Raw genomic sequence first — 21,898 nt, forward strand, 5'->3', positions numbered from 1 at the left:
GTTACCGGGCAGGGAAACTGCTGGAGGTGCCATGCCCAGTGAATGTGCCAGCGGTCACATCGGCACAGCGTAGCGGGTGCCGAGCCGGTGCGAGGGCGTTATCGATCGCTTCGGCTGGGCATCATCCCACCTGACCGGCCACCGGCCACCGGAGGCCGGCTCTTCGACTCACCGCTCCGAGAAGGGACTCTTCCATGGGGGAGAAGGTCGTGGCAGGTCAGTTCGACCTGTCCGATCGCCAGCGCTACCGCGAGAAGCTCCAGCGGTGCCTGACGGGCCTGGAGCGTCTTCTGGCGGAGAAGCGGTTCGACCGTCCGAAGAACCTGATGGGGCTGGAGATCGAATTGAATCTCGTCGGTGTCGACGGGATGCCGAAAATGTTGAATGCGCAAGTCCTCGAACGCATCGCGAGCCGGGACTTCCAAACAGAACTCGCCATGTTCAACCTGGAAGTCAACATTGCTCCACATCGGCTGGGTGGCCGGGTTTTCGACCGTCTCGCCGAGGAGATCCGTACATCGCTGGCATATGCGGACCGGAAGGCCGGCGAGGTGGACGCGAGCATCGCGATGATCGGTATTCTGCCGACGCTGGACCGGGACGACCTGGTTTCCTCCAACCTCTCCGCCGTCGACCGCTACGCACTGCTCAACGAGCAGATCGTGGCCGCCCGCGGCGAGGACTTCACCCTTGACATCGAGGGCGTCGAGCGTCTGACCTGCACCTCCAGGTCCATCGCCCCCGAGGCCGCCTGTACCTCGGTGCAGTTGCACCTCCAGGTCACCCCGGACCGTTTCGCAGACGTGTGGAACGCGGCCCAGGCGGTCACCGCCGCACAGATCGCCGTGGGCGCCAACGCGCCCTTCCTGTTCGGCCGCGAGCTGTGGCGCGAGTCGCGCCCCCCGCTGTTCCAGCAGTCCACCGACACCCGCCCGCCCGAGCTCCAGGCCCAGGGCGTCCGACCGCGCACCTGGTTCGGCGAGCGGTGGGTGACCTCGGCGTACGACCTGTTCGAGGAGAACCGGCGCTACTTCCCGGCGCTGCTGCCGATCTGCGACGACGAGGATCCGCTGGCGGTCCTGGACGCGGACGGAGTGCCCTCGCTCTCCGAACTCGTCCTGCACAACGGCACCATCTACCGCTGGAACCGCCCCGTCTACGACATCGCCGACGGCGTGCCGCACCTGCGCGTGGAGAACCGCGTCCTGCCCGCCGGCCCCACCGTCACCGACGTCATCGCCAACGCGGCCTTCTACTACGGCGTCGTGCGGGCGCTGGCCGAGGAGCCCCGGCCGGTGTGGACGCGGCTGCCGTTCGCGGCCGCCGCGGCCAACTTCGAGGCCGCGTGCCGCCACGGCATCGACGCACGCTTCGAATGGCCCCGGCGCGGCCGGCTGGGCGGCACCACCGAGGTCGACGCCGCCGTCCTCGTACGCGACGAACTGCTGCCGCTCGCCGAGGCCGGGCTGGACGCGTGGGGTGTCGAACCCGCCGACCGGGACCTGTACCTCGGGGTGATCGAGGAGCGGTGCCGGCGCCGGGTCAACGGCGCGTCCTGGCAGGCGGCCACCTTCCACCGGGCGCTGGAGTCGGGTCTCTCCCGGGAGGCCGCGCTGGCCGCCACGACCCGCCGCTACGTCGAGCTCATGCGCGAGGGCCATCCCGTGCACCTGTGGCCGGTGGGCCTGCCGGAGCCGGCGCCGCTGGGCTGACCGACGCCACGACCCCGCTGCTGCACGCCCGGATCGCCGGAACCGCCCCGCCGCTCGCCGCCCCATACTGATCGGGCAAGCTGTGACGTCCCAGCTGGAGGAAGGTGTGCATGGCGGAGGCGGGCCCGGTGGACGATTCGTTCCCTCAGAAGCCAGTTCGTGGGGAGAAGCCCGGTCGTGGGGGGGATCCCGGTGGCGGGAAGCCCGGTCGCGGGGAGGACGCAGGTCGCGGGGCGAGGGCGGTTCGTGACGAAGCGGTTCCCGGGGAGCGATTCTCCCGACGGACCCTGCGAGACGAGACGCTGCTCGTCCTGGCGCTGTCGCTCGGCGCCAGCGGGGTGTCCGCCCTCATCAGCTTCGTCGGCTCCGTCACCCGCCCCGGCGGGCTGAAGGACCAGGCGGCCACTCTCAACGCCTCCGCGGCGCCCGGCCGTCCCTGGCTCGACCTGGCCTGGCAGCTCTTCGGGATCACCACGGCGCTCGTCCCGGTCGCCCTCGTCGCGCACTTCCTGCTGCGTGAGGGGCGGAGCCTGCGCACCCTCGGCTTCGACCGCGGCCGTCCGTGGCCGGACCTGGGCCGCGGGGCCGCCGTCGCCGCGGTCATCGGCAGTACCGGTATCGCCTTCTACCTGGCCGCCCGAGGCCTCGGCTTCAACCTCACCGTGGTGCCCGAGGCCCTGCCCGACGTGTGGTGGAAGTATCCCGTGCTGATCTTCTCGGCGGTGCAGAACTCCGTCCTGGAGGAGGTCATCGTCGTCGGTTACCTGCTGCGTCGGCTGGACCAGCTCGGCTGGAGTCCGGGCGCGTCACTGGCGGCCAGTTCGGTGCTGCGCGGGTCCTACCACCTCTACCAGGGCATCGGCGGTTTCATCGGCAACCTGGTGATGGGCGTCGTGTTCGTGTACCTGTACCGCCGGTGGGGGCGCGTGGGCCCGCTGGTGGTGGCGCACTCACTTCTCGACATCGGGGCCTTCGTGGGCTACGCGTTGCTCGCCGGGAAGGTGGACTGGCTCCCGACGGCGTGAACGTGGAGGGCCGTCGGTGAGAAGTCCTGCCACGTGCTCGTCCCACCCCACCACCTCGTCCCACCCCGCCACCGGACGGGCCAGGCCCGCTCTGACTGACCCTGTCACAGGGGAACTCGCCGACCTGGTCGAGAGCATGATCGGTAGGAAGCTCAACGGCAGGCAGATCTGGACAGTACTCATAGACCACCACGACTGCGGGACGCGCCGCCACTGCTGCTCATCCACGGATCCGGAGCCTCGAGCGCCTCCTGGGGGCCGGTGGTCCCGGCCCTCGCCGCCCGTCATCATGTCGTCCGGACAGACCTCCCGGGCTGCGGCCAGTCCTCGCGCGCCACGGCCTACGACGTTCCGGCGCAGGCGGGCCGCGTGGCGGCGCTGCTCGACGAACTCGGGCTGCGCGCCGTTACCGTGGCCGGCCACTCCAGCGGCGGATACGTCGCCACCGCGCTCGCGGAGCAGCGCCCCGACCTGGTGGATTCGCTGGCGATGATCAGCACCGGCCCGCACCTCGACGCGCTCCTGCCGCAGCCGGCCGTCCTCCGCGTGATGCTGGCACCGCCCTTCGGGCCGCTGCTGTGGTGGCGGCGTTCGGATGCGGTGATCCGCAAAGGTATCGGCGCCACGCTCGCCGGGCCTGCGCCCATTCCGCCCGGCGTGGTCGCCGACGTGCGGAGCACCACGTACCGCGCGTTCCGCAAGGTGCTGCGCGGGAACACCGCGTACCTCGCCGAGCAGTCCGTGCCCGAGCGGCTCGCCGCCCTCGGGCTCCCGGTGCTCGTGGTCTTCGGCGCCGCCGGTCCCCGGTGGGATCCGGCGTCGGCGCGCCAGTACGACGTCGTGCCGGGCGTGCGGGTCGAGATGCTGCCGGGCGTTGGGCACATGCCCATGCTGGAAGCGCCCGAGCCGGTGGGCCGGCTGCTGCTGGACTTCGCGCCCCTGTGCGCCGGAACCCCGCCGGCAGGCCCGGCCTAGACTGGCGCCGTGTGGTCGCAGGGCGTGCCACCCGCGTGGTCGGGCGTTGACATCGCAGTACCGGAGCCCTCGGACCGGCTGCCGGGCATCAGCATGGCCGGATTCCGCCACCGTGTCCCCGCGCCCGTCGACATCGCGATGGTCGCGCATCCGTCCGTCACCTTGCTCATCGATCTGAGCGACGATGGCGGCCTGGTCTACGACACGCAGGGGCGGCACGGACGCGGCAGTGTCGTGATCGGCCTGGCCCCCGGGGAGCTGCGGGCGTCCGGGCCTGGTGGGCGAGTGCCTGCAGATCCGGCTGCAGCCGGGTGTGGCGGCCGTAGTGCTTGGCTCGTCGGCCGGGGGCAGCGGGAGCGTGGAGTCCTTGGCGGACGTCTGGGGCCGCGACGCCGAGCGCTTCGAGGAGCGGCTGCGTACAGCCGGATCGTGGGACGAGCGTTTCGCGATGGCGGCGGACGCCGTCCGCCGGCGGATCGGGGACGGCCTGCGGGTCGATCCGGAGGTCGTTCACATCTGAAGGCGGACGGTCGCCAGCAGGGGCCGGATGCGTATCGACGGCCTGGCGGACGAGGTCAGCTGGAGCCGCAAGCGTCTGTGGGCGCGTTTCCGGGCGCAGCTCGGCGTCACCCCCAAGCGGGTCGCCCAGCTGGTGCGGTTCGACCATGCGGCCCATCTGCTCGCGGCGGGTGTCCCTCCCGCCGGTGTCGCGGCCGAGAGCGGTTACGTCGACCAGTTCCATCTGCGCCGTGAAGTGAAGGCGTTCACGGGGCTCACGCCGACTGCCGTCGCCGCCGCGCCGTGGCTGGCGATCGACCACGTCGCGTGGCCGGCCTCCTGGCGGGCAGGGAGGCCCGTGGCAGGTGGCGCACGCGCTTCCGGCCGGCGCTGAACCGCCCAGCCGCGGCCCTCACTTTGCTCCCGACCGGCAACCAACTTGGCTGTCACAGGACAACTGTTGTTCTTGGACAGTGAAACCAGTGGCCCTGTCATCTGGTCCAGGCGCTTGACAGCGAACCCAGTCGTACGGGCTTCCCACATCGCCACGGGCCCGAGAAGGTCAGCGGGAACGTCGCGATGCGGGTCTCTTGTCAGTGGCACCTCCCACACTCCTCAGATGCGACAAGAGCTGCCTGACCGTGGCCCAACAGGCCACCCAGGGCTCATGGGGCATGGCGTCTACCAGGCGCTTGCATGTCCCGCACGTCCCGCATGTCACCGACACCACGCGCCGGCAGAGCTATCACGAGGTACGACGGTCTCCGGTGCGGATGTCGGAGAGGGTTCCATTGCCGTCCTTGTCCAACAACGCCCTCTAAGTCAGCAGCTCACCTTCGATCACTGTCACCGCGCGCCCGCTCAGCAGCGTGCGCTCGCCGCGCAGCTCCGTGCGGACCCGGCCCGAGCGGGGCGAGGCCTGCAGTCCGGTGAGGTCGGCGCGGCCGAGGCGCTCGGACCAGAAGGGTGCGAGGGCCGTGTGGGCGCTGCCGGTGACCGGATCCTCGTCGATGCCGACGTTCGGGAAGAAGCAGCGGGAGACGTAGTCGTAGCCGAGGGCAGGGTCCTCCGCGCGGGCGGTGGCGATGATGCCGCGCTCGGAGTGGGCAGCCAGCGCCCTGTGGTCCGGCGTCAGGCCGTGGACCGTCTTCTCGTCGGCGACCTCGATCAGCAGGTCCCCGATGTCCGGCCCGGTGTCGAGGACGGCGTGGGGCTCGGCGCCCAGGGCGTCGGCGACGCCCGCCGGCACCTCGACCGGGGTGAGCGGCGCGGTCGGGAAGTCCAGGGTGATCGACCCGTCCTCGCGGGGCGTCGCGACCAGGACGCCACTGCTCGTGGCGAACCGCACCGGGCCATCGTGGGTGCCGGTGGTGTGCAGGACGTGGGCCGTGGCGAGCGTGGCGTGGCCGCACATCGCGACCTCGGTGGCCGGCGTGAACCAGCGCAGCGCCCAGTCGGCCTCGCCGCCCTCGGGCAGACGGTGGGCGAACGCGGTCTCGGCGTGATTGACCTCCAGGGCGACCTGCTGGAGGCGGTCGTCGTCCGGGAAGGCGTCGAGGAGCAGGACCCCGGCGGGGTTGCCCGCGAAGGGTCGGTCGGTGAAGGCGTCGACGATTCGAATGCGCATGCCCCGACGCTAGATGCTCCGCGCAGCCGCAGGCCAAGGCCAATTCGCGAGTTCTGGACCGGTTTCCGTACCCGGAATGAGTGATCGGCTCCTCGCATGCTGATGCCGGCCGTCCCGGGTGGACCGTGAGGCTTGCCAGTCGATGTGTTCCGATATATCGTTGAGATATCGCGAAAGATCAGCGACTGAATGGAGTGATGGCGATGCGCAGCCACGGACACGAGCGTGGACACGTTGGTCACGGCGGTCACGGGGGCTTCGACGGCCGGCGTGCGGCCTTCGGTCCCTTCGGGCCGGGTGGCCCTGGTGGCGGCCCTTTCGGGCCGGGCTTCGGTCACGGAGGCCCCTGGGGCGGCCGAGGGCGCGGCGGTCCGAGGGGAAGGGCGCGGCGCGGCGACGTACGGGCGTCGATCCTGGCCCTTCTGAAGGACCGGCCGATGCACGGCTACGAGATGATCCAGGAGATCGCGGAGCGCAGCGGCGGGGCGTGGAAGCCCAGCCCCGGCTCGGTGTACCCCACCCTCCAGTTGCTGGAGGACGAGGGGCTGATCGCCAGCGAGAGCGAGGGCGGGAAGAAGCTCTTCGCGCTCACCGAGGCGGGCCGCGCCGCCGCCGAGGAAGGGCCGGAGGCGCCCTGGGAAGAGGCCTCGCGGGGTGTCGACTGGGAAGCCCTGCATGACGTCCGGCAGGCCGGCTTCGGGCTGATGGAGGCCTTCAACCAGGTCTGGAAGACCGGCAGCAAGGAGCAGCGGGAGAAGGCAATCGCGGTTATCGGTGACGCCCGCAAGAAGCTGTACCTGATCCTCGCCGACGAGGAGCGACTGGACTGACCCGTACGGCGACGGAGTCGTGCACCTCAGGTTCGGTTCCGAACCTGAGGTGCACGACTCAGTTGTTGCCCAGGGTGCGGTCCAGGAGAGGGAGCAGGCGGTCCCAGTGGCGCTTCAGCCCGGAGGCGCTGAAAGCGTCGGTGTCGGACATGGTGAAGCCGTGGATGGTGCCGGGGTAGATCTCGGAGGTGTAGCTGACACCTGCGGCGTCCAGGGACTGATTGAGCTCGCCGAGGGCTTCGGGTGTCAGGTCGCCCTCGGCGTGGCCGAGGTGGACCTGGGCGGTGAGCTCGGAGAAGAGGTCGGGCCCGTCGACGCCCACCGGGCCGTGGAACGCGGCGACGGCTGCCACCTGGCCGGGGTGGGCCGCGGCGGTGCGCATCGCCGAGAGGCCGCCTATGCAGTAGCCGGTCACCGCGACGGGGCCGGCGGCGACCTCGGGCTGGACGGTGAGGAAACCGAGGTAGGAATCGGCGTCGCTCAGAACCCGTTCGGCGGTGTGCGCCTCGATCAACGGCATCAGCTGGGCGAAGACCGCGGGTCGGACCTCCTCTCCGATGTGCTCGGGAAGCTCGACCACCGGTGCCGGGCCGTGCCGGTGGAAGATGTTGGGGACGAGCACGTAGTACCCGTGCCCGGCCAGTTCGCGGGCCATCTCCCGCAGCACGGGCCGGATTCCGAAGCCGTCCGCGTACATCAGCACGCCTGGGTGCTGCTCGCCGCGGTCGGGAAAGGCGGCGAACGCGTCGGCCTTGCCGGCCGCGGTGGGAATCTGCAACGTCCTGATGGGCACGAATGTCTCCTGTCGTGGTTGATGTGTCGAGCCTGTGATCAACACGACGGAGGCGGAGCCCGCGCGGCGCGAGATCCTCGATCGAGCAGCGGGCACGCACCGGCCCGTACGGCACTCAGAAGAGCACCGGGTCACCAATCCGTGTGTGGCGCGATGCCGTCCCGGTAGTCATCCCCACAACATAGTCCCCAACCCTGGTCACCTGGTCGCCCCGTGAGGCGACGTCAACTTGACCCGGCCCTCTGGGACCGGGTCGAGTTGACTGCCGAACCTGTCTCCATGTGGCGATTCAGCCGCCGGTGTTCATCGCAGGGTGAGCGGGGTCTCGGACTCGACGCGGGACAGTTTCTCCGGGTTGCGGACGTAGTAGAGGCCCGTGATGCGGGCGTGCTCGGTGTGTATCGCGATGATGCCGTCGATCTCGCCGTCCAGACGCGCGAGGAGTGCCGGACTTCCGTTGACCACGGTGCGGCTGAGGGTGGCGACCGTGTTCCCGGCCCTGCCGGTCATGCCGGCGAAGAGGCGGGCCACCTTGTCGGCGCCGATGACCGGCCGCACCGCGGCGTGCTTGACGCCGCCGCCGTCGCCCATGTAGACGGCCTCGGGAGCGAGGACGTCGAGAAGGCCCTGAAGATCCCCGGTTTCGAACGCGCGCTGGAACGACTCCAGGGCCGCCCGGGTCTGGCTCGAGGAGACCGCCTGGCGAGGGCGGCGGGCATCGACGTGCTTGCGGGCGCGGTGTGCGATCTGACGGACGGCGGCGGGGCTCTTGTCGACGGCGGCGGCGATCTCGTCGTAGCCGATGTCGAAGGCCTCGCGCAGTACGAAGACGGCGCGCTCGGTCGGCGACAGTGTCTCCAGGACGAGCATCATCGCCATCGACACACTCTCGGTGAGCTCCACGTCATCGGCCACGTCAGGTGTGGTGAGCAGCGGCTCCGGCAGCCAGGGACCGACGTACGCCTCCTTGCGGCGCTTCATGGCGCGCAGCCGGTTGAGCGCTTGCCGGGTGGTGATCCGGACCAGGTAGGCGCGCTGGTCGAGGACCTGCTCCAGGTCGACCTCGATCCACCGTAACCAGGTCTCCTGGAGGACGTCTTCGGCGTCGGACGCCGAGCCGAGCATCTCGTAGGCGACGGTGAAGAGGAGGTTGCGATGAGCGACGAAGGCCTCGGTTGCCGGGTCGGCGGCGTGGTCGGTCATATCTCGATTTTCCTCGTTCGCTGTCGGGCATGGTCGCCGAAGGCCTTCAGGCGCGCATCCAAAACAAGGTCCCTTTCCTCGGCAGCCGTTCGGTCCGACCCGTCTGATCGGTGCGGTCGGGAGTGGGACCACCCGGCGCACGGCTGTGGAACGCCGAGGTGCGTGATCCGAGCCGAAAGAGCCTCTGGTGAGCTGAGCGCATGCGTGCGGCGGCGCCCGCGATACGGGCGTCGCCGCACGATACGCACTCCGGATCCGCTGCGGCCGGATCGGATCGGGCCAGACCGGATTGGACCGGACCGGATCGCTCATGAGTGCCCGACTAGGCGGCCCGTTGAGCGGTGGCCGGGGCCTGACCGTGCTCGGACTCCAGCGCCTGCCGACGGCCGGCTCCTCCCTTCATGCGGTGCAGGCTGTACCCGCCGGGCTTGTGCGCCTCGTCGGCCAGATGCTTCACGATGCCCTTGCACACGGCCTCCTTCATCTTCGCGCCGAGGCGGCCGTCGAGGTGGAACCACACCGCGACGTCGGACCGGTTGCCGAACTGGAAGATGCCGGTGCGTCGGCCCAGGCTGATGCACTGCGCTCCGAACGACTGGTTGAGGGTCTCGGGCTGTTCGCCCGCGAGCAGGCTGAGCACCGTGTCGGCGGCGCGCGCGCCCAGGGGCATCGCGGCCTGGCAGCTCATCCGCAGCGCCAGGCCCGACGGCGCCGCCGAGTCCCCGGCTGCGACGATGCGGTCGTCGTCCACGCTCATCAGTGTCTCGTCCGTGAGCAGCCGGCCGAGGGCGTCCGTGCTCAGCCCACTGCGGGCGGCCAGGTCCGGCACGGCGAAGCCGGCGGTCCAGATGGTCACCCGGCTCGGCAGCTCGCGGCCGTCGGCGAGCCGCACGGCGTCGCGGGTCACCGTCGTCACCTTGGCGTCGGTGCCGTCGAGCACGGTCACTCCGAGTGCCGCAAGCCGCCGGGCCACCGAACGCCGGCCCCGGCTGTGGAGGTACGGGCCGAGCACGCCCCCGCAGACCAGGGTGACGGTACGGCCCTGCTCGGCCAGTTCGGCCGCGGTCTCGATGCCGGTGGGCCCGGCCCCGACCACCGTCACCGCGGCCGCCGTGGGCGCGGAGTCGAGGACCGGCCGCAGCCGCTGTGCCTCCTCCAGGGTGGCGACCGGGTGGGCGAACTCGCCCGCCCCGGGCACCCGCGGGTCGGCGCTGCCGCTGCCCACCGCGTAGACCAGGTAGTCGTAGCCCACCGTGTCGCCCGACGTCAGCGTCACGCTGCGGTCGGCCGCGTCGATCCGCGCCACGGTGTCGACCACCAGCCGGACGCCCTCGGCCAGGACCTCCCGGTAGTCCACGACGGCGCCGTCCGACCCGCCCACCAGTTGGTGCAGGCGGACCCGATGGACGAAGGTCGGGCGCGGATTGATCACGGTCACGGTCACGTCGTCGCGCTGGGTCAGCCGATTGGCCGCCATGACGCCGGCGTACCCGCCACCGATCACCAGCACATCCGTGTTCTCAGTCATGGTGCCTCCCTCGTTTCGAGCGGTTCGGGCACAAGACACCGCCTGATCGACCCCTGTGACAGCATGTGAGGCAGATCACTTCGCAGGCGTGGTCTTCCGGAACGGACCGCGTCCGGGTCCCGCGGCGGCCGCAGCCTCGCGCGTCGGAGAGCGCCCTCCGAGGCGCCCTCCGAGGCGGCCACATCCGTCCGCGCATGGCGTCGCCCTGTTGGACGAAACGGCTTGATCTCCTCCGTAAGGAGGAGATTTCGGCCGGGTGGGTCCGCTCTGCGTGGGATGCCGAGATGCTTCCCTTTGGGGATGACCCGGTCGCGAGGGACTGATGAGCTGGGAGATGTGCAACCCCGTATCCCCCGGCAGTCGCCCGGCGAGCAAGGCGCCAGGCGCCCGGACCGCACCGACGTCGATGCCCGGTTCAACGCGGAACTGGCATCGGTGGTCTCCGGTGCCCGCCGCCGAGCGGTGCGGGACGGGGACCGGCAGATCGACACGGCCCACCTGCTGCACTCCCTCCTGGAGCACGACCCCGAGGTGCGTGCCGTCCTCGGTGAGGGACCGCGGATCGCCCGGCTCCTCGGCTACCTCGTGCAGCGCAGCATCGGCTACGGCCTGCGCTGGCAGAGCACGGTCGAGGACTCCGGGGCCGTACCCGTGGTGACCGGTGTCGCCGGTTTCTCGCCACTGGCCGCCGCGGCCATGGCGGACGCCTGCGTACGCGCGAAACGGCGTGGGGCGGCCCGGGCCTGCGGTATCGACCTGCTCGCCGCCCTCGTCGCGGACCCGCAGGCGCGGGCCGTCGAGGTGCTCGGCCGTGCCGCCGTCGAACCGCGCACGGTGCTCACCCGCGTGGAGAACCACTTCGAGCCGACGCCCTGACCCGGACAGAGGCCTCCGCTCGATCGTGTCGTGGACGCGTCCAGTCGGTGAGACAGGTGTCATTGGGGGTGACGCTCATGTCGTCCCCTGTCATCATGTGCCGGTGCATACGTCTGACAGTGCTCGCGGCCGTCACGGAAGGGGCGCCGGGCTCGGCCTGGCTCTCGCCTCCGCGGTCGCCTTCGGAGGGTCCGGGGTCGCGGCCAAGCCGCTGATCGAGGCGGGACTCGACCCGCTCCACGTGGTCTGGCTGCGCGTGGCCGGCGCGGCCCTGGTGATGCTGCCGCTCGCCGTGCGCCACCGCGCGCTGCTGCGCCGCCGACCCGGTCTGCTCGCCGGTTTCGGACTGCTCGCCGTGGCCGGTGTGCAGGCCTGCTACTTCGCCGCCATCTCTCGCATCCCCGTGGGCGTCGCGCTGCTCGTCGAGTACCTGGCACCCGCCCTGGTCCTCGGCTGGGTGCGGTTCGTGCAACGACGGCCCGTGACGCGGGCCGCGGCGCTCGGCGTGGTCCTCGCGGTCGGCGGGCTCGCCTGCGTCGTGGAGGTCTGGTCGGGGCTGCGCTTCGACGCGGTGGGACTGCTGCTCGCGCTCGGCGCGGCCTGTTGCCAGGTCGGCTACTTCGTCCTGTCCGACCAGGGCAGCGACGCCGGAGACCAGGCGCCCGACCCGCTCGGCGTCATCGCCTACGGTCTGCTCGTCGGGGCAGTGGTGCTCACCGTCGTCGCCCGGCCCTGGTCCATGGACTGGTCCGTCCTCACCGACGAGGTCCCCATGGACGGCACACCCGTCGCCGCCGCGCTGCTGCTGGCCTGGATCGTGTTCCTCGCCACGGTCCTCGCCTACATCACCGGTATCGTCGCCGTGCGCCGCCTCTCGCCGCAGGTCGCGGGCGTCGTGGCATGCCTCGAAGCGGTCGTCGCGACCGTCCTGGCCTGGGTGCTGCTCGGCGAGCACCTCTCCGCCCCGCAGATCATCGGCGGCGTCGTGGTCCTGGTGGGCGCCTTCATCGCCCAGTCGTCGACACCCGCGAAGGGATCCGCGGACCCGGTGGCGAGCGGCGGACCGGAAAGAGAGTTGTCCGGCCGGGGAACGGCGGCCTAAGGTGCCGATCATGCATTCCGACGCACTCGTCCTCCCGCCTCCGGCCGCCTGAGGCGGGCCCTTCTGAACAGCCCGGCGCGTTGTCGCCGGGCCGGACGACGCTGCCCGCAGACGCAGTCCCGCGCCCCCGGTCGTCCCGGGGGCAGCTTCGAACTCCCGCGCCCCGTGCGCGTCTGCGGAGGGAACTCGTGTCGAAAGCCGTGTCGAGCGCCGTCTCCGGCCTGCCCGTCGGGCGTGGCCTCCTCTACCTGATCGTCGCCGGTGTCGCCTGGGGCACCGCCGGTGCCGCCGCCTCGCTGGTCTACCGGGCCAGCGACATGGGGCCCGTGGCCCTGTCCTTCTGGCGGTGCGCGGCCGGGCTCGTGCTGCTGCTCGCAGTCCGCCCGCTGTGCCCGCGCGTGCGCACCGCCGTACGCGAGCCGTTCGCGCGCAAGGTGCTCCGGGCCGTTGTCACCGGCCTGGGCCTCGCGGTCTTCCAGACGGCCTACTTCGCCGCGGTGCGGGACACCGGGCTCGCCGTGGCCACCGTGGTCACGCTCGGCGCCGGCCCGGTGCTGATCGCGCTCGGCGCGCGCCTCGCCCTCGGGGAGCACCTGGGCCGGGGCGGGGTTGCCGCCGTGGTCGGTGCGCTCGCCGGGCTCGTGGTGCTCGTCCTCGGCGGCGGAAGTACGACCGTCCGCCTGTCGGGCGTGCTCCTCGCGCTGCTGTCCGCCGCCGGCTACTCGGTGATGACGCTGCTCACCCGCTGGTGGGGACGTGACGGCGGGGCGGACGCCGCCGGCACGTCCGGCGGGGCGTTCGCCGTCACCAGCCTGTGCCTGCTGCCGCTCGCCCTCGCCGAGGGGCTGGTGCCGCACACCGCCGAACCGGTCCGCCTCCTGTGGCTCCTGGCGTACGTCGCCGCCGTCCCGACCGCCCTCGCCTACGCGCTCTACTTCGCCGGTGCGGCCGTCGTCCGGTCCGCCACGGTCTCCGTGATCATGCTGCTGGAGCCGGTCGGCGCGGCGGCGCTTGCCGTGCTGCTCCTCGGCGAGCACCTCACGGCCGCGACGTTGGCCGGGACCGTGCTGATGCTCGGCTCGGTCGCGGGGCTCGCGGTGGCGGAGACCCGGCAGGCGCGGAGGCGGCCGGTGCCGGCGTGACGGCCGGTGTCGGCGTCGGCGTGACGGCCGGTGACGGCTCGCGGGCCTGTCGGTCCCGCGTCACAGGGCCGACAGGTAGCCGGGCAGCACGGTGCCGGAGTCCAGGCCCGGGTCGGCGACCGGGGCGTCGTAGCCCTTGCGCAGCGGGACGAGGCCGGCCCAGTGGGGGAGGACGAGGTCCTCGGGCTCGTCGTTCACACCGCCGGTGCGGAGCTTGGCGGAGACCTCGTTCAGGTCGAGGCGGATCACGGCGGTGGCGGCCAGCTCCTTCCTGTTGGCCGACCGGGAGTCGCGGGAGCGGCCGGGGACGACGTGGTCGACCAGGGCGTCCAGGGACGTCCGCCTCTCCTCCGGGTCCGTCACGTCGTACGCGGTGCCGTGCACCACCACCGACCGGTAGTTGATCGAGTGGTGGAAGGCCGAGCGGGCCAGCACCAGCGCGTCCACGTGTGTCACCGTCAGGCACACCGGCAGCCCCGGGTCGGCCGCGCCCGTCATCCGCAGCGGGCGCGAGCCCGTCGACCCGTGCACGTAGAGCCGTTCGCCGACCCGGCCGTAGAGCGTCGGCAGCACCACCGGGGAGCCGTCGCGGACGAAGCCGAGATGGCAGACGTAACCCTCGTCGAGTATCGAGTGCACCAGCTCCCTGTCGTACGAGGCGCGGTCGGGGGAGCGGGTGGGGACGGTGCGGTCGGTGGGCGGGTACGCGGTGGCGGACTGCGACGGCGTCTGCGTGGGCCCCTGCATGGCGCTCTCCATTGCACTAGTGCATAATGTGTTTTGTGCTAGGAGAGTATCGGATCACAGGGCGGGGTGCAGCGGAGATTTCCGCGAGTGTCGAGCGTGCGGTGGGCTCGGGGGAGCTGGAGCCTGGGCAATCACTGCCGCCCATGCGGGAGTTGGCGCAGACGCTCGGGGTGAACCCGAACACGGTCGCCGCCGCCTATCGCACCCTGCGCGAGCGTGGGGTCATCGAGACGGCCGGGCGCCGGGGCAGTCGCGTGCGCGCGAAGCCGGCCACCACCGGGCGCGAGTTCATCCGGGTCGAGGTGCCGAAGGGTGTGCGCGACGTGTCCGCCGGCAACCCGGACCCGGCGCTGCTGCCCGCGCTGGGACCGGTGTTCGCGGCGGCGGCCGAGCAGGGTGACCGGGAACCGGTCCTGTACGGGGACGAGTCCGTGGAGCCGGACCTGGTGCGCCTCGCGCGGGCCGAGCTGGACGCCGACGGGGTGCCGGACGGGCCTGTGGCCGTCACGTCGGGCTCGCTGGACGCCATGGAACGAGTGCTCGCGACCCATCTCCGGCCGGGCGACGCCGTCGCCGTCGAGGATCCGGGCTGGGGAAGCCTCCTCGACCTCGTCCCCGCGCTCGGCCTGCGCACGGTCGCCGTCGGCGTCGACGACGAGGGGCCGCTGCCCGACGACGTACGCCGCGTCCTCGAGGGCGGTGCCCGCGCCCTGGTCGTCACGGACCGCGCGCAGAATCCGACCGGCGCCGCGGTGAGCGCCACGCGCGCGCGTGCCCTGCGGTCCGTGCTGCGCGCCCACCCCCGGACGCTGCTGATCGAGGACGACCACGGCCACCGCATCGTCGACCTGCCCCTGCACCCGCTCGCCGGTACGACGCACAGCTGGGCCTTCGTCCGCTCGGCGGCCAAGGCCTGCGGCCCCGATCTGCGCCTCGCCGTACTCACCGGGGACGCCGTCACGCTGGACCGGGTGCGCGGACGGCAGCGGCTGGGACCCGGCTGGGTCAGCCGCATCACCCAGCGGGCGGTGGCCCGGCTGTGGACGGACGGCACCGTGGACGCGCACGCGGTGGCGGCGGCGTACGGGCGGCGCCGGGACGCGCTTCTCGGTGCCCTCGCCGAACGCGGGATCGCCGCGCACGGGCGCAGCGGGATGAACGTCTGGATCCCGGTGCCGGACGAGACCGGCGCCGTCGCCCGGCTGCTGCACACGGGCTGGGCCGTTGCCCCGGGCGCACGCTTCCGCGTGGGCGCCCCGCCCGGTATCCGGATCACCGTCTCCTCACTGACGGGAGACGACATCGGGCCTCTGGCGGAGGCGGTCGGGACGGCGGTGGGGCCGGGATCGGGGGCGGGGCGGCATCGGAGCCCGGTCTGACGCGTGGCACTTCGCCGGACCGTGCCACCGCGTTCCGGCCGCCTCCACGGGCGGTTTCGGTCCGGTCCCCCGAGGGTGCCCCCTACGTCGTCGCCTTCTGCCGCACGGCCGACCGGCGCGCCGACTGCTCCGCGGTGCCGTCCGTCGGGCTCGTGGTGCCGGTGCCCCGCGTGGTGCCGGTGCGGGGTGCGCTGTCCACGGCATTCGGGACGCCGGTACGGGCAGTGCCGTCCGTCGTGCTCGTACCAGCCGTGCCGCCGGTGCGGACCGTGTGGCCCGTGCGGGCCGTGCGGGCCGTGCCGCCCGGTGTGGTCTTCGGCCGTGACTGTGTCAGCGCCGCGCCCGCGAGGACGATCGCCGCGCCGACCGGCGTCGACCAGGACAGCGACTCGCCGAGCAACGCGACGCCCGCGGCCGTGGCGATGACCGGGGTGAAGTAGGTGACCATCTGGGCCGTCGTCGGGCCGACCTCGGCGACCAGGTCGTACTGGATCAGGAAGGCCAGCCCGGTGCCGAGGACGCCCAGCGCCACGACAGCCAGCAGTGGAAATGCCGGGAAACTGCTCGGCACCGAGGTGAAGATCGGTGTCACGACGGCCAGTTGAAGCGTGGCGAGCAGCAACTGGCCGCCGGTCAGTGAGAGGTGGGAGTGGCTGGAGCCGGCCAGCGTGCGGCGGACGTAGATCCAGCCGATCGGATAGCTGAGCGAGGCCAGCAGGGCCAGCGCCGTGCCGGTGACGTCCAGGCCGTGGAAGCCCTGCCAGACACCCAGCACCGTCAGGACGCCGAGGAAGCCGATGCCGAGGCCCGCCACCCGCCGTCGCGTCGGCCGGTCCTCGGAGAGGGCGACCAGTGACAGGGCCATGCCCCACAGGGGCGAGGTCGCGTTGCAGATGCCCGCGAGCGACGACGGGATCGTCAGCTCAGAGAAGGCGAACAGGGAGAACGGCAGCGCGTTGAGCAGGAATCCGGCGACCGCCAGATGCACCCAGGTCCACGCCCCGCGCGGCAGTCGCTCCCGCTTCACCGCCATCGCCACGGCGACCACCGCCGTACCGAACACCAGCCGCCCCAGCGTGACCTGGAACGGGGCGAAACTCTCGGTGCCCACCTTCATGAAGAGGAAGCTGAAACCCCAGACGAGGGAGAGGACCCCGAAGCGCAGTCGCCAGTCGAGGGCGCGGAGGGACAGGGAGGAGGAGGTGCCGCTACTGCTCATGCGGGCAACGATGATGCATCGGTCCTTGTAGCACAATCGAGATTTCGCACGGAGTATCTCGTAGCATCGCTTACATGTTGAACCTGGAGCGCCTGCGCACACTCGACGCCCTCGCCCGGCACGGATCGGTGAGCGGAGCCGCCGCCGGGCTGCACATCACCACCTCGGCCGTCTCCCAGCAGATGGCCAAGCTGGAGCGGGAGGCCGGCCAGCAACTGCTGGCCAAGAACGGGCGGGGCGTACGGCTCACGGACGCGGGCAGGCTGCTCGCCGAACACGCGGCCCGCATCCTCTCCCAGGTCGAACTCGCCCAGGCGGACCTGGAGGCACAGCGGGGTCAGGTGGCGGGCGAGCTGAGGCTGTCGGCGTTCCCGACGGCCGCCCGCGGGCTCTTCCCCGCGGCGCTGGCCGCCCTGCGCGCAGAGTACCCGGTACTGCGCGTCCGCTCCTGCGAGTTGGAGCCGGAGCGCGGCGTCAACGGCGTGGTCCGCGGCGACCTCGACCTGGCCGTCGTACTCGACTGGTACAACAAGCCGATGCCGTTGCCCGACGGCCTGGTCAAGGCGCCGCTCCTGGACGACCCCGCCGGCGTGGCCCTGCCGGTCGGCCACCGGCTCGCGGGCCGCGGTGAGGTGGACCTCGCGGAGTTCGCGGAGGACGAGTGGATCACGTGGGGAGAGGGCGAGTTCTGCCACGAGTGGCTGATGTTCACGCTGCGCTCCAAGGGCATCGAGCCGATCATCGGCCACCGCGCCGCCGAGACCCACACCCAGCTCGGGTTGGTCGCCGCGGGGCTCGGGGTGTGCATCGCCCCGCTGCTCGGACGCCATCCGGTGCCCGACGGGGTCGTCACCGCGCCGCTGAAGCAGCGGGTGCGCCGGCACGTGTACGTCGTCTGGCGCGCGGACGCCGACCGCCGCCCGTCGATCAGGGCGGCGGTGGAGGCGTTGCGGACGACGGCGGGGGAGGTGGCGGCGGCGGAGCAGTCGGGGTGAGCCGAGCCGCTTACCGCGACGCCGGTGTACGCACGTCCGAGGAGACGGTCTGCTCGGAGGTCAGCCGCGGCCAGGCCTGCCGACCGTCGTGCGGCATCCCCTTCGGACCGAGGGTCTCGCGCGCGAACGGTTGCCCCGGGACGTCGAGTTCGGCGCACAGCTCGCCGGTGCGCCGCACACGACCGAGTACCTCATCCGGCCAGCCGGATCGAATCCCCGCTGACCGTGATCTCCACGGCGGGCAGTGGCTTGAGGGCCGGACCGCTCTGCACGCTCCCGTCCGTGATCGAGAAGTTGCTGTTGTGGCAGGGGCAGTTGATGACACCGTCGGCGACGCTCTTCACCGCGCACCCCTGATGGGTGCAGGTGGCGGAGAACGCCTTGAAATCGCCCGCAGCGGGCTGGGTTACCACCACTTTCCGGTCGGCGAAGACCTTTCCGCCGCCCTCGGGGATGTCGGCGGTCGTCGTGAGCGCGGCTTCGGCACCGGCGTTCTCGCCGCCGCCCGAACCGCCGTCCGCCCCCTCGCCGGCGGGAGCCGACGGAGCGGCGCCGGTGTCGTCGGACGAGTCGTCGTCCGAGCCTCCGCACGCGGTCAGCGCGACGGCGAGCCCTGCCGCTCCGGCCGCCGCCACGACGGTACGACGGGCCGGCCCTGCGGGGTGAAACGATGCGCTGGTCATGCTGGGATTCCCTTCGGAGTGGGCGCGTGATGATCTGCCGAGAGGTACGGCCCCGGGACACATGCTGTTCAGACCGTGCCGAGATGCTGTCGTGCCGGCGGTCGGACGGCCGTAAACACGGCTGTCGTTTCGCTGTCGACCGGATCACCGGGGCGGGCGAACGGGCCCACGGTGTCAACCGGCCGCGTGCCAGGACGCCTCCTCGAAGTCCGCGGGCAGGCCGCCCCCGGTGAGGTCCCAGGCCCACATACCGACAAACGCGCCGGTGAAGCCGAGGGCCCTGATCTGCCCGCTCTCGGACACCTCGGCGTGCTCGTCGGACAGGACGGTGGCGTCGAGCAACGGGCCGACCGGGTGCCAGTCGCCGTCGGTGGCGTAACGGAAACGCAGGCCGGGCCCCCGCAGATCGAGGCCCAGACGCAGGCGGCGCACCTCGCCCAGCGAGACCCCGCCGGCCTCGTCCACGCTCGGCGCACCGCGGTCGCAGCCGGCCACGCGCAGCACCGCCCGGCCCTCGTCGTCAGCTGTGACGTACAGGAAGTACCAGGTGCGCGTGTTGTAGTACGCCGTGATCCCGGCCAGGTGCTGGAAGGACCGCGGCCGGTACTCCATCCTCACCTCGAAGGCACCGTTCGCGGAGGTCACCCGGCGGCCGACCAGGCTGGAGCCGGTCAGGCTCTGCGGCGATCGGCCGCCGTGCAGCCGCAGATGCGACGGGCGGGCGGTGAGTGACAGCCAGTCGGAAGTCGCCGGACGTCGCAGCGTCGACCACTGCGGTCCGAGAGCCGGCTGGTCGAAGCCGTCGACCTCGTCATCCCCGAGGCCGACGACATCACCACCACCACCGTCGACCGGGCCGGGGACAGGGAGAGGGCCAGGGGTGGGGCCGGGAACTTCCAGCGAGGGCAGACCGGTCGGGACACGCGGCCATCCGTCGGACGTCCAGGTGACGGGTGCCAGCGCGGTCTCGCGGCCCAGCACGCACGGCCCGCGGCGGCCTTCGGGCCGGGCGACGAGATAGGCCAGGTACCACTGGCCGTCCTCGGTCGCGACAAGGCTGCCGTGTCCGGCTTTCTGCAGGGGCAGGTCCGGATGGTGGCGGGCGGTGACCAGCGCCCCGCACGGATCGCGCTCGTACGGACCGGACAGTGCGCGGGAACGCGCGACGGTGACCTGGTGGTCGTAGCCGGTGCCGCCGTCCGCGGTCAGCAGGTAGTATCAGTCGGCGTGCCGGTAGAGGTTGGGGCCTTCGATCCAGCCGGCCTGTGGCGGCAGCGTGATCGGAACCGGGTCCCCGACGAGACGGCGCGCGGACCGGTCGTACCGGGTCGCCTCCAGGCCGGCCGAGCCGCCGTGACCGGGCCGCCAGTCGTGGACCAGGTTCAGCAGCCAGCTGTCGGGACCGTCATGGAAGAGGGACGCGTCGAAACCGCGCGCGTGCAGTGGCACGGGATCGGACCAGGGACCATGGACCGACGGGGCCGTGGTGAGGTGGTTGGGGCTGTCCGTGAAGCCTCCCGCATACGTGGAGACGTTGCTGAAGACCAGGTGGAACAGGCCGTCCGCGTAGGTGAGGTTCGGTGCCCACACCCCGCCGGAATCGGGACAGCCGGTGAGATCGAGGAGGCGTGTGGTGTCCAGGACGCCTCCCAGCGGTCGCCAGTGGACAAGATCACGGGAGTGGTGCAGCCGTACGCCGGGATGCCATTCGAAGGTCGAGGTGGCCAGGTAGAAGTCGTCGCCCACGCGCAGTGCGCTCGGGTCCGGGTGCGAACCCGGCAGGACCGGATTCCGGATGGTCTGGACAGTCGGCTGCCGCATGCGCCGGGTGCACCTCTCGAACCTCGGTGGTCGCCCTGTGAGGCCACGAACCGTAATGTCGAACGTGCTTGCGTGCAACGGCCGGCAGTCACCGTCCGCGCCCCGTCGTCGCCAGATCTTTCACCGAAACTCCTCGAACAGCCCCGTGCGCGGAAAGCTGTCGAGGGGTGGTCGGCGGGAGGGGGCGGGAGCCGGAGGGCCACGCGACTGCGCGCCGCCGGAGGGCCACGCGACTGCGCGCCGCCGGTGGGCGACGCGCAGACGGACCGTGATGTGCGATGTGTCGGACGAGGTGACCGGTCAGGCCCAGCAGCCGTTCACGGTGGCCGCGAGGCCGTCCATGGCGTCCTTGATGTCACTCGGGTCGGCCGACGAGTTGTTCTCGATGAAGGAGAAGATCCTCCACTCGCCGTCCTCGGTCCGCGTGACGCCGCTCAGGGCGACGGCCCCGGTGAGCGTGCCCGTCTTCGCGTGCACCTTGCCGACGGCGCACTCGGAGTTGGCGTCGTCGAAGCGGCCCCACTCCGGGCCGAGGCTGGCACCGGCCTCGCCGGCGACCGGCAGGCCTTCCAGGATCGAGCTCAGGGCGGGGGACTCCGTGATCGCGTCGAGGAGCTGCGCGAGGGTCGCGGCCGGGATGCGGTCGGCGCGGGAGAGGCCGCTGCCGTCGTGCATCTCGAAGTTGTCGAGAGAGATCCCGTACGAGCTCAGCACCTGGCGGACGAGCTCCGCACCGCCCTCGAAGGTGGCCGGCTTGCCCAGCTCCACGGCGGACATCCGCAGCAGGGTCTCCGCGATGTTGTTGTCGCTCGTCTTGAGCATCTGCTTGACGATCTCCGACAGCGGCGCCGACTTGTGCTGCGCCACCGGTACGTCGGACTGCTTCGCCGTCGCGCGGCTGACGTCGCCGTCGACGGTGATGCCCTGCGCGGCGAGCTTCTTGGCGAAGACGTTGCCGGCGTTGATCGACGTGTCGTTGACGGCGGCGCCGTCGACGACGAGCGAGCGGACCGGCGTGACCTCGGTGGGGTAGTAGCCCTCGTTCCAGCCCTTGGCGAGGCTCGGGTCGGCGAACAGGCTGTCGTCCACGCGGACCTTGACGCTGGTCAGGCCCGCGGCCTTGAGCCCGTCGACGGCCGTCTTGGCCATCTCCGCGACGTCGTCGCTCGTGAGGGTGCGGTCACCGCCGCCGACGAGGGTGAGGGTGCCGTCGCCGTACACGACCTTCGTGGTGAACTCGTGGTTCGCGCCCAGCAGCGTCAGGGCGGTGGTGGCCGTGGCGAGCTTGGCGTTGGAAGCCGGCATGAGAGTGGTGGACCCGTTGTGGTCCCACAGCGGGGTGTCCGAGTCGGCGTCGAGCACCACGCCGCTGACGTCGGAGCCCAGGCGCTCGTCGGCGACGCGCTCGTCGAGGTTCTTGACCAACTGCGCGTCGTCGGCGTCGAGGTCGTCGACCGAGATGCCCTGCGCGGGCGCGGTGGTGCCCTCGGCGGCGAAGGCCGAGGTACCGGCCAGGGTGGCGGAGGCCACGGGCACGGCCATCGCGAGCACGAGGGCCCGTCGAGCACCGATGCGGCTCACTCCTGCCTTGCGGTGCCGACGGCGCCCGCCCGGGGCGAAAGTGTTCGTGGAGGTGGTGTCGTCCGGCGTACCAGTCATGAAGTGGAATCCAAGGATCGAGAACTGTGTTCTGTGGGGGTCGAACGGCGGGCACGTTACCAGCCGCCATATGGAGGGCTGGAA

Annotated in this window: 19 protein-coding genes and 2 pseudogenes; 10 read left to right on the forward strand and 11 right to left on the reverse strand. The window is 71.7% G+C overall.

Going from position 1 to position 21,898, the window contains the following annotated elements; genetic code table 11:
- The first annotated feature begins 194 nt into the window (after positions 1–194).
- The 4 genes and pseudogenes from ABEA26_RS23430 (at position 195) to ABEA26_RS23445 (ending at position 4,604) form a co-directional block, all read left to right on the forward strand.
- Entirely contained in the window at positions 195–1,712 is a 1,518-nt protein-coding gene (locus ABEA26_RS23430) for a glutamate-cysteine ligase family protein (RefSeq protein WP_345595211.1), read from the forward strand.
- Positions 1,713–1,999: 287 nt separating this feature from the next.
- Positions 2,000–2,737 (forward strand): CPBP family intramembrane glutamic endopeptidase, encoded by a 738-nt coding sequence (locus tag ABEA26_RS23435; RefSeq protein WP_345595238.1) that lies wholly within the window; start codon positions 2,000–2,002, stop codon positions 2,735–2,737.
- A 168-nt stretch (positions 2,738–2,905) separates the two neighbouring features.
- A complete protein-coding gene (locus tag ABEA26_RS23440; protein WP_345595240.1) occupies positions 2,906–3,712 on the forward strand; it encodes an alpha/beta fold hydrolase in 807 nt (268 codons plus the stop codon).
- 93 nt (positions 3,713–3,805) lie between these two features.
- Positions 3,806–4,604: pseudogene (locus ABEA26_RS23445) on the forward strand (helix-turn-helix domain-containing protein).
- Between the two features lie 423 nt (positions 4,605–5,027).
- On the opposite strand, the gene ABEA26_RS23450 reads toward ABEA26_RS23445, so the two are convergent.
- Complete coding sequence (locus ABEA26_RS23450) at positions 5,028–5,837, reverse strand: PhzF family phenazine biosynthesis protein (protein WP_345595213.1); 810 nt, start codon at positions 5,835–5,837, stop codon at positions 5,028–5,030.
- A 203-nt stretch (positions 5,838–6,040) separates the two neighbouring features.
- On the opposite strand from ABEA26_RS23450, the gene ABEA26_RS23455 reads away from it, so the two are divergent.
- On the forward strand, positions 6,041–6,667 hold the full coding sequence (locus ABEA26_RS23455; RefSeq protein WP_345595215.1) for a PadR family transcriptional regulator: 627 nt from the start codon (positions 6,041–6,043) through the stop codon (positions 6,665–6,667).
- Between the two features lie 58 nt (positions 6,668–6,725).
- On the opposite strand, the gene ABEA26_RS23460 is transcribed toward ABEA26_RS23455, so the two are convergent.
- The 3 genes from ABEA26_RS23460 to ABEA26_RS23470 form a co-directional block, all read right to left on the reverse strand.
- The gene (locus tag ABEA26_RS23460; protein ID WP_345595217.1) at positions 6,726–7,460 is read right to left on the reverse strand and encodes a dienelactone hydrolase family protein; all 735 of its coding nucleotides are present in this window, start codon (positions 7,458–7,460) and stop codon (positions 6,726–6,728) included.
- A 303-nt stretch (positions 7,461–7,763) separates the two neighbouring features.
- The gene (locus ABEA26_RS23465; RefSeq protein ID WP_345595218.1) at positions 7,764–8,663 is read right to left on the reverse strand and encodes an RNA polymerase sigma-70 factor; all 900 of its coding nucleotides are present in this window, start codon (positions 8,661–8,663) and stop codon (positions 7,764–7,766) included.
- Positions 8,664–8,985: 322 nt separating this feature from the next.
- Positions 8,986–10,191, reverse strand: a complete 1,206-nt coding sequence (locus tag ABEA26_RS23470) for an NAD(P)/FAD-dependent oxidoreductase (protein ID WP_345595219.1) — start codon at positions 10,189–10,191, stop codon at positions 8,986–8,988.
- 336 nt (positions 10,192–10,527) lie between these two features.
- Between ABEA26_RS23470 and ABEA26_RS23475 the strand changes: the two genes are divergently transcribed.
- From ABEA26_RS23475 to ABEA26_RS23485, 3 genes are all read left to right on the forward strand, one after another.
- Positions 10,528–11,067: a Clp protease N-terminal domain-containing protein gene (locus ABEA26_RS23475; protein ID WP_345595220.1), complete on the forward strand. Its 540-nt coding sequence runs from the start codon at positions 10,528–10,530 to the stop codon at positions 11,065–11,067.
- A 97-nt stretch (positions 11,068–11,164) separates the two neighbouring features.
- A complete protein-coding gene (locus tag ABEA26_RS23480) occupies positions 11,165–12,169 on the forward strand; it encodes an EamA family transporter (RefSeq protein WP_345595221.1) in 1,005 nt (334 codons plus the stop codon).
- Between the two features lie 200 nt (positions 12,170–12,369).
- A complete protein-coding gene (locus ABEA26_RS23485) occupies positions 12,370–13,311 on the forward strand; it encodes a DMT family transporter (RefSeq protein ID WP_345595242.1) in 942 nt (313 codons plus the stop codon).
- Positions 13,312–13,371: 60 nt separating this feature from the next.
- On the opposite strand, the gene ABEA26_RS23490 is transcribed toward ABEA26_RS23485, so the two are convergent.
- Positions 13,372–14,058 carry a pyridoxamine 5'-phosphate oxidase family protein gene (locus ABEA26_RS23490; protein ID WP_345595222.1) on the reverse strand — a complete coding sequence of 229 codons (687 nt, stop codon included), beginning with the start codon at positions 14,056–14,058 and terminating at the stop codon, positions 13,372–13,374.
- Positions 14,059–14,093: 35 nt separating this feature from the next.
- On the opposite strand from ABEA26_RS23490, the gene ABEA26_RS23495 reads away from it, so the two are divergent.
- Positions 14,094–15,437, forward strand: coding sequence for an aminotransferase class I/II-fold pyridoxal phosphate-dependent enzyme (locus ABEA26_RS23495; protein WP_345595223.1), 1,344 nt, complete (start codon positions 14,094–14,096; stop codon positions 15,435–15,437).
- A gap of 82 nt (positions 15,438–15,519) precedes the next feature.
- Here the strand turns inward: ABEA26_RS23495 and ABEA26_RS23500 are convergent, their stop codons facing one another.
- Positions 15,520–16,656, reverse strand: a complete 1,137-nt coding sequence (locus tag ABEA26_RS23500; protein ID WP_345595224.1) for a DMT family transporter — start codon at positions 16,654–16,656, stop codon at positions 15,520–15,522.
- Positions 16,657–16,730: 74 nt separating this feature from the next.
- Here ABEA26_RS23500 and ABEA26_RS23505 point away from each other — a divergent pair, with 74 nt between their 5' ends.
- Positions 16,731–17,651 (forward strand): LysR family transcriptional regulator, encoded by a 921-nt coding sequence (locus ABEA26_RS23505; RefSeq protein WP_345595225.1) that lies wholly within the window; start codon positions 16,731–16,733, stop codon positions 17,649–17,651.
- 10 nt (positions 17,652–17,661) lie between these two features.
- Here ABEA26_RS23505 and ABEA26_RS23510 read toward each other — a convergent pair whose 3' ends face one another.
- The 5 genes and pseudogenes from ABEA26_RS23510 to dacB form a co-directional block, all read right to left on the reverse strand.
- Positions 17,662–17,829 carry a hypothetical protein gene (locus tag ABEA26_RS23510; RefSeq protein WP_345595227.1) on the reverse strand — a complete coding sequence of 56 codons (168 nt, stop codon included), beginning with the start codon at positions 17,827–17,829 and terminating at the stop codon, positions 17,662–17,664.
- A 13-nt stretch (positions 17,830–17,842) separates the two neighbouring features.
- Positions 17,843–18,334: a Rieske (2Fe-2S) protein gene (locus tag ABEA26_RS23515; RefSeq protein WP_345595228.1), complete on the reverse strand. Its 492-nt coding sequence runs from the start codon at positions 18,332–18,334 to the stop codon at positions 17,843–17,845.
- 174 nt (positions 18,335–18,508) lie between these two features.
- Positions 18,509–19,315, reverse strand: a complete 807-nt coding sequence (locus ABEA26_RS23520; protein ID WP_425587887.1) for a beta-xylosidase family glycoside hydrolase — start codon at positions 19,313–19,315, stop codon at positions 18,509–18,511.
- A gap of 3 nt (positions 19,316–19,318) precedes the next feature.
- Positions 19,319–20,155 (reverse strand): annotated as a pseudogene (locus tag ABEA26_RS23525) (family 43 glycosylhydrolase); the annotation flags it as partial.
- Positions 20,156–20,455: 300 nt separating this feature from the next.
- Positions 20,456–21,814, reverse strand: coding sequence for a D-alanyl-D-alanine carboxypeptidase/D-alanyl-D-alanine endopeptidase (dacB, locus tag ABEA26_RS23530; protein WP_345595230.1), 1,359 nt, complete (start codon positions 21,812–21,814; stop codon positions 20,456–20,458).
- Between the last annotated feature and the right edge of the window lie 84 nt (positions 21,815–21,898).

The organism is Streptomyces marokkonensis, from assembly GCF_039539045.1.
In the GTDB taxonomy this organism is placed as follows: Bacteria; Actinomycetota; Actinomycetes; order Streptomycetales; family Streptomycetaceae; genus Streptomyces; species Streptomyces marokkonensis.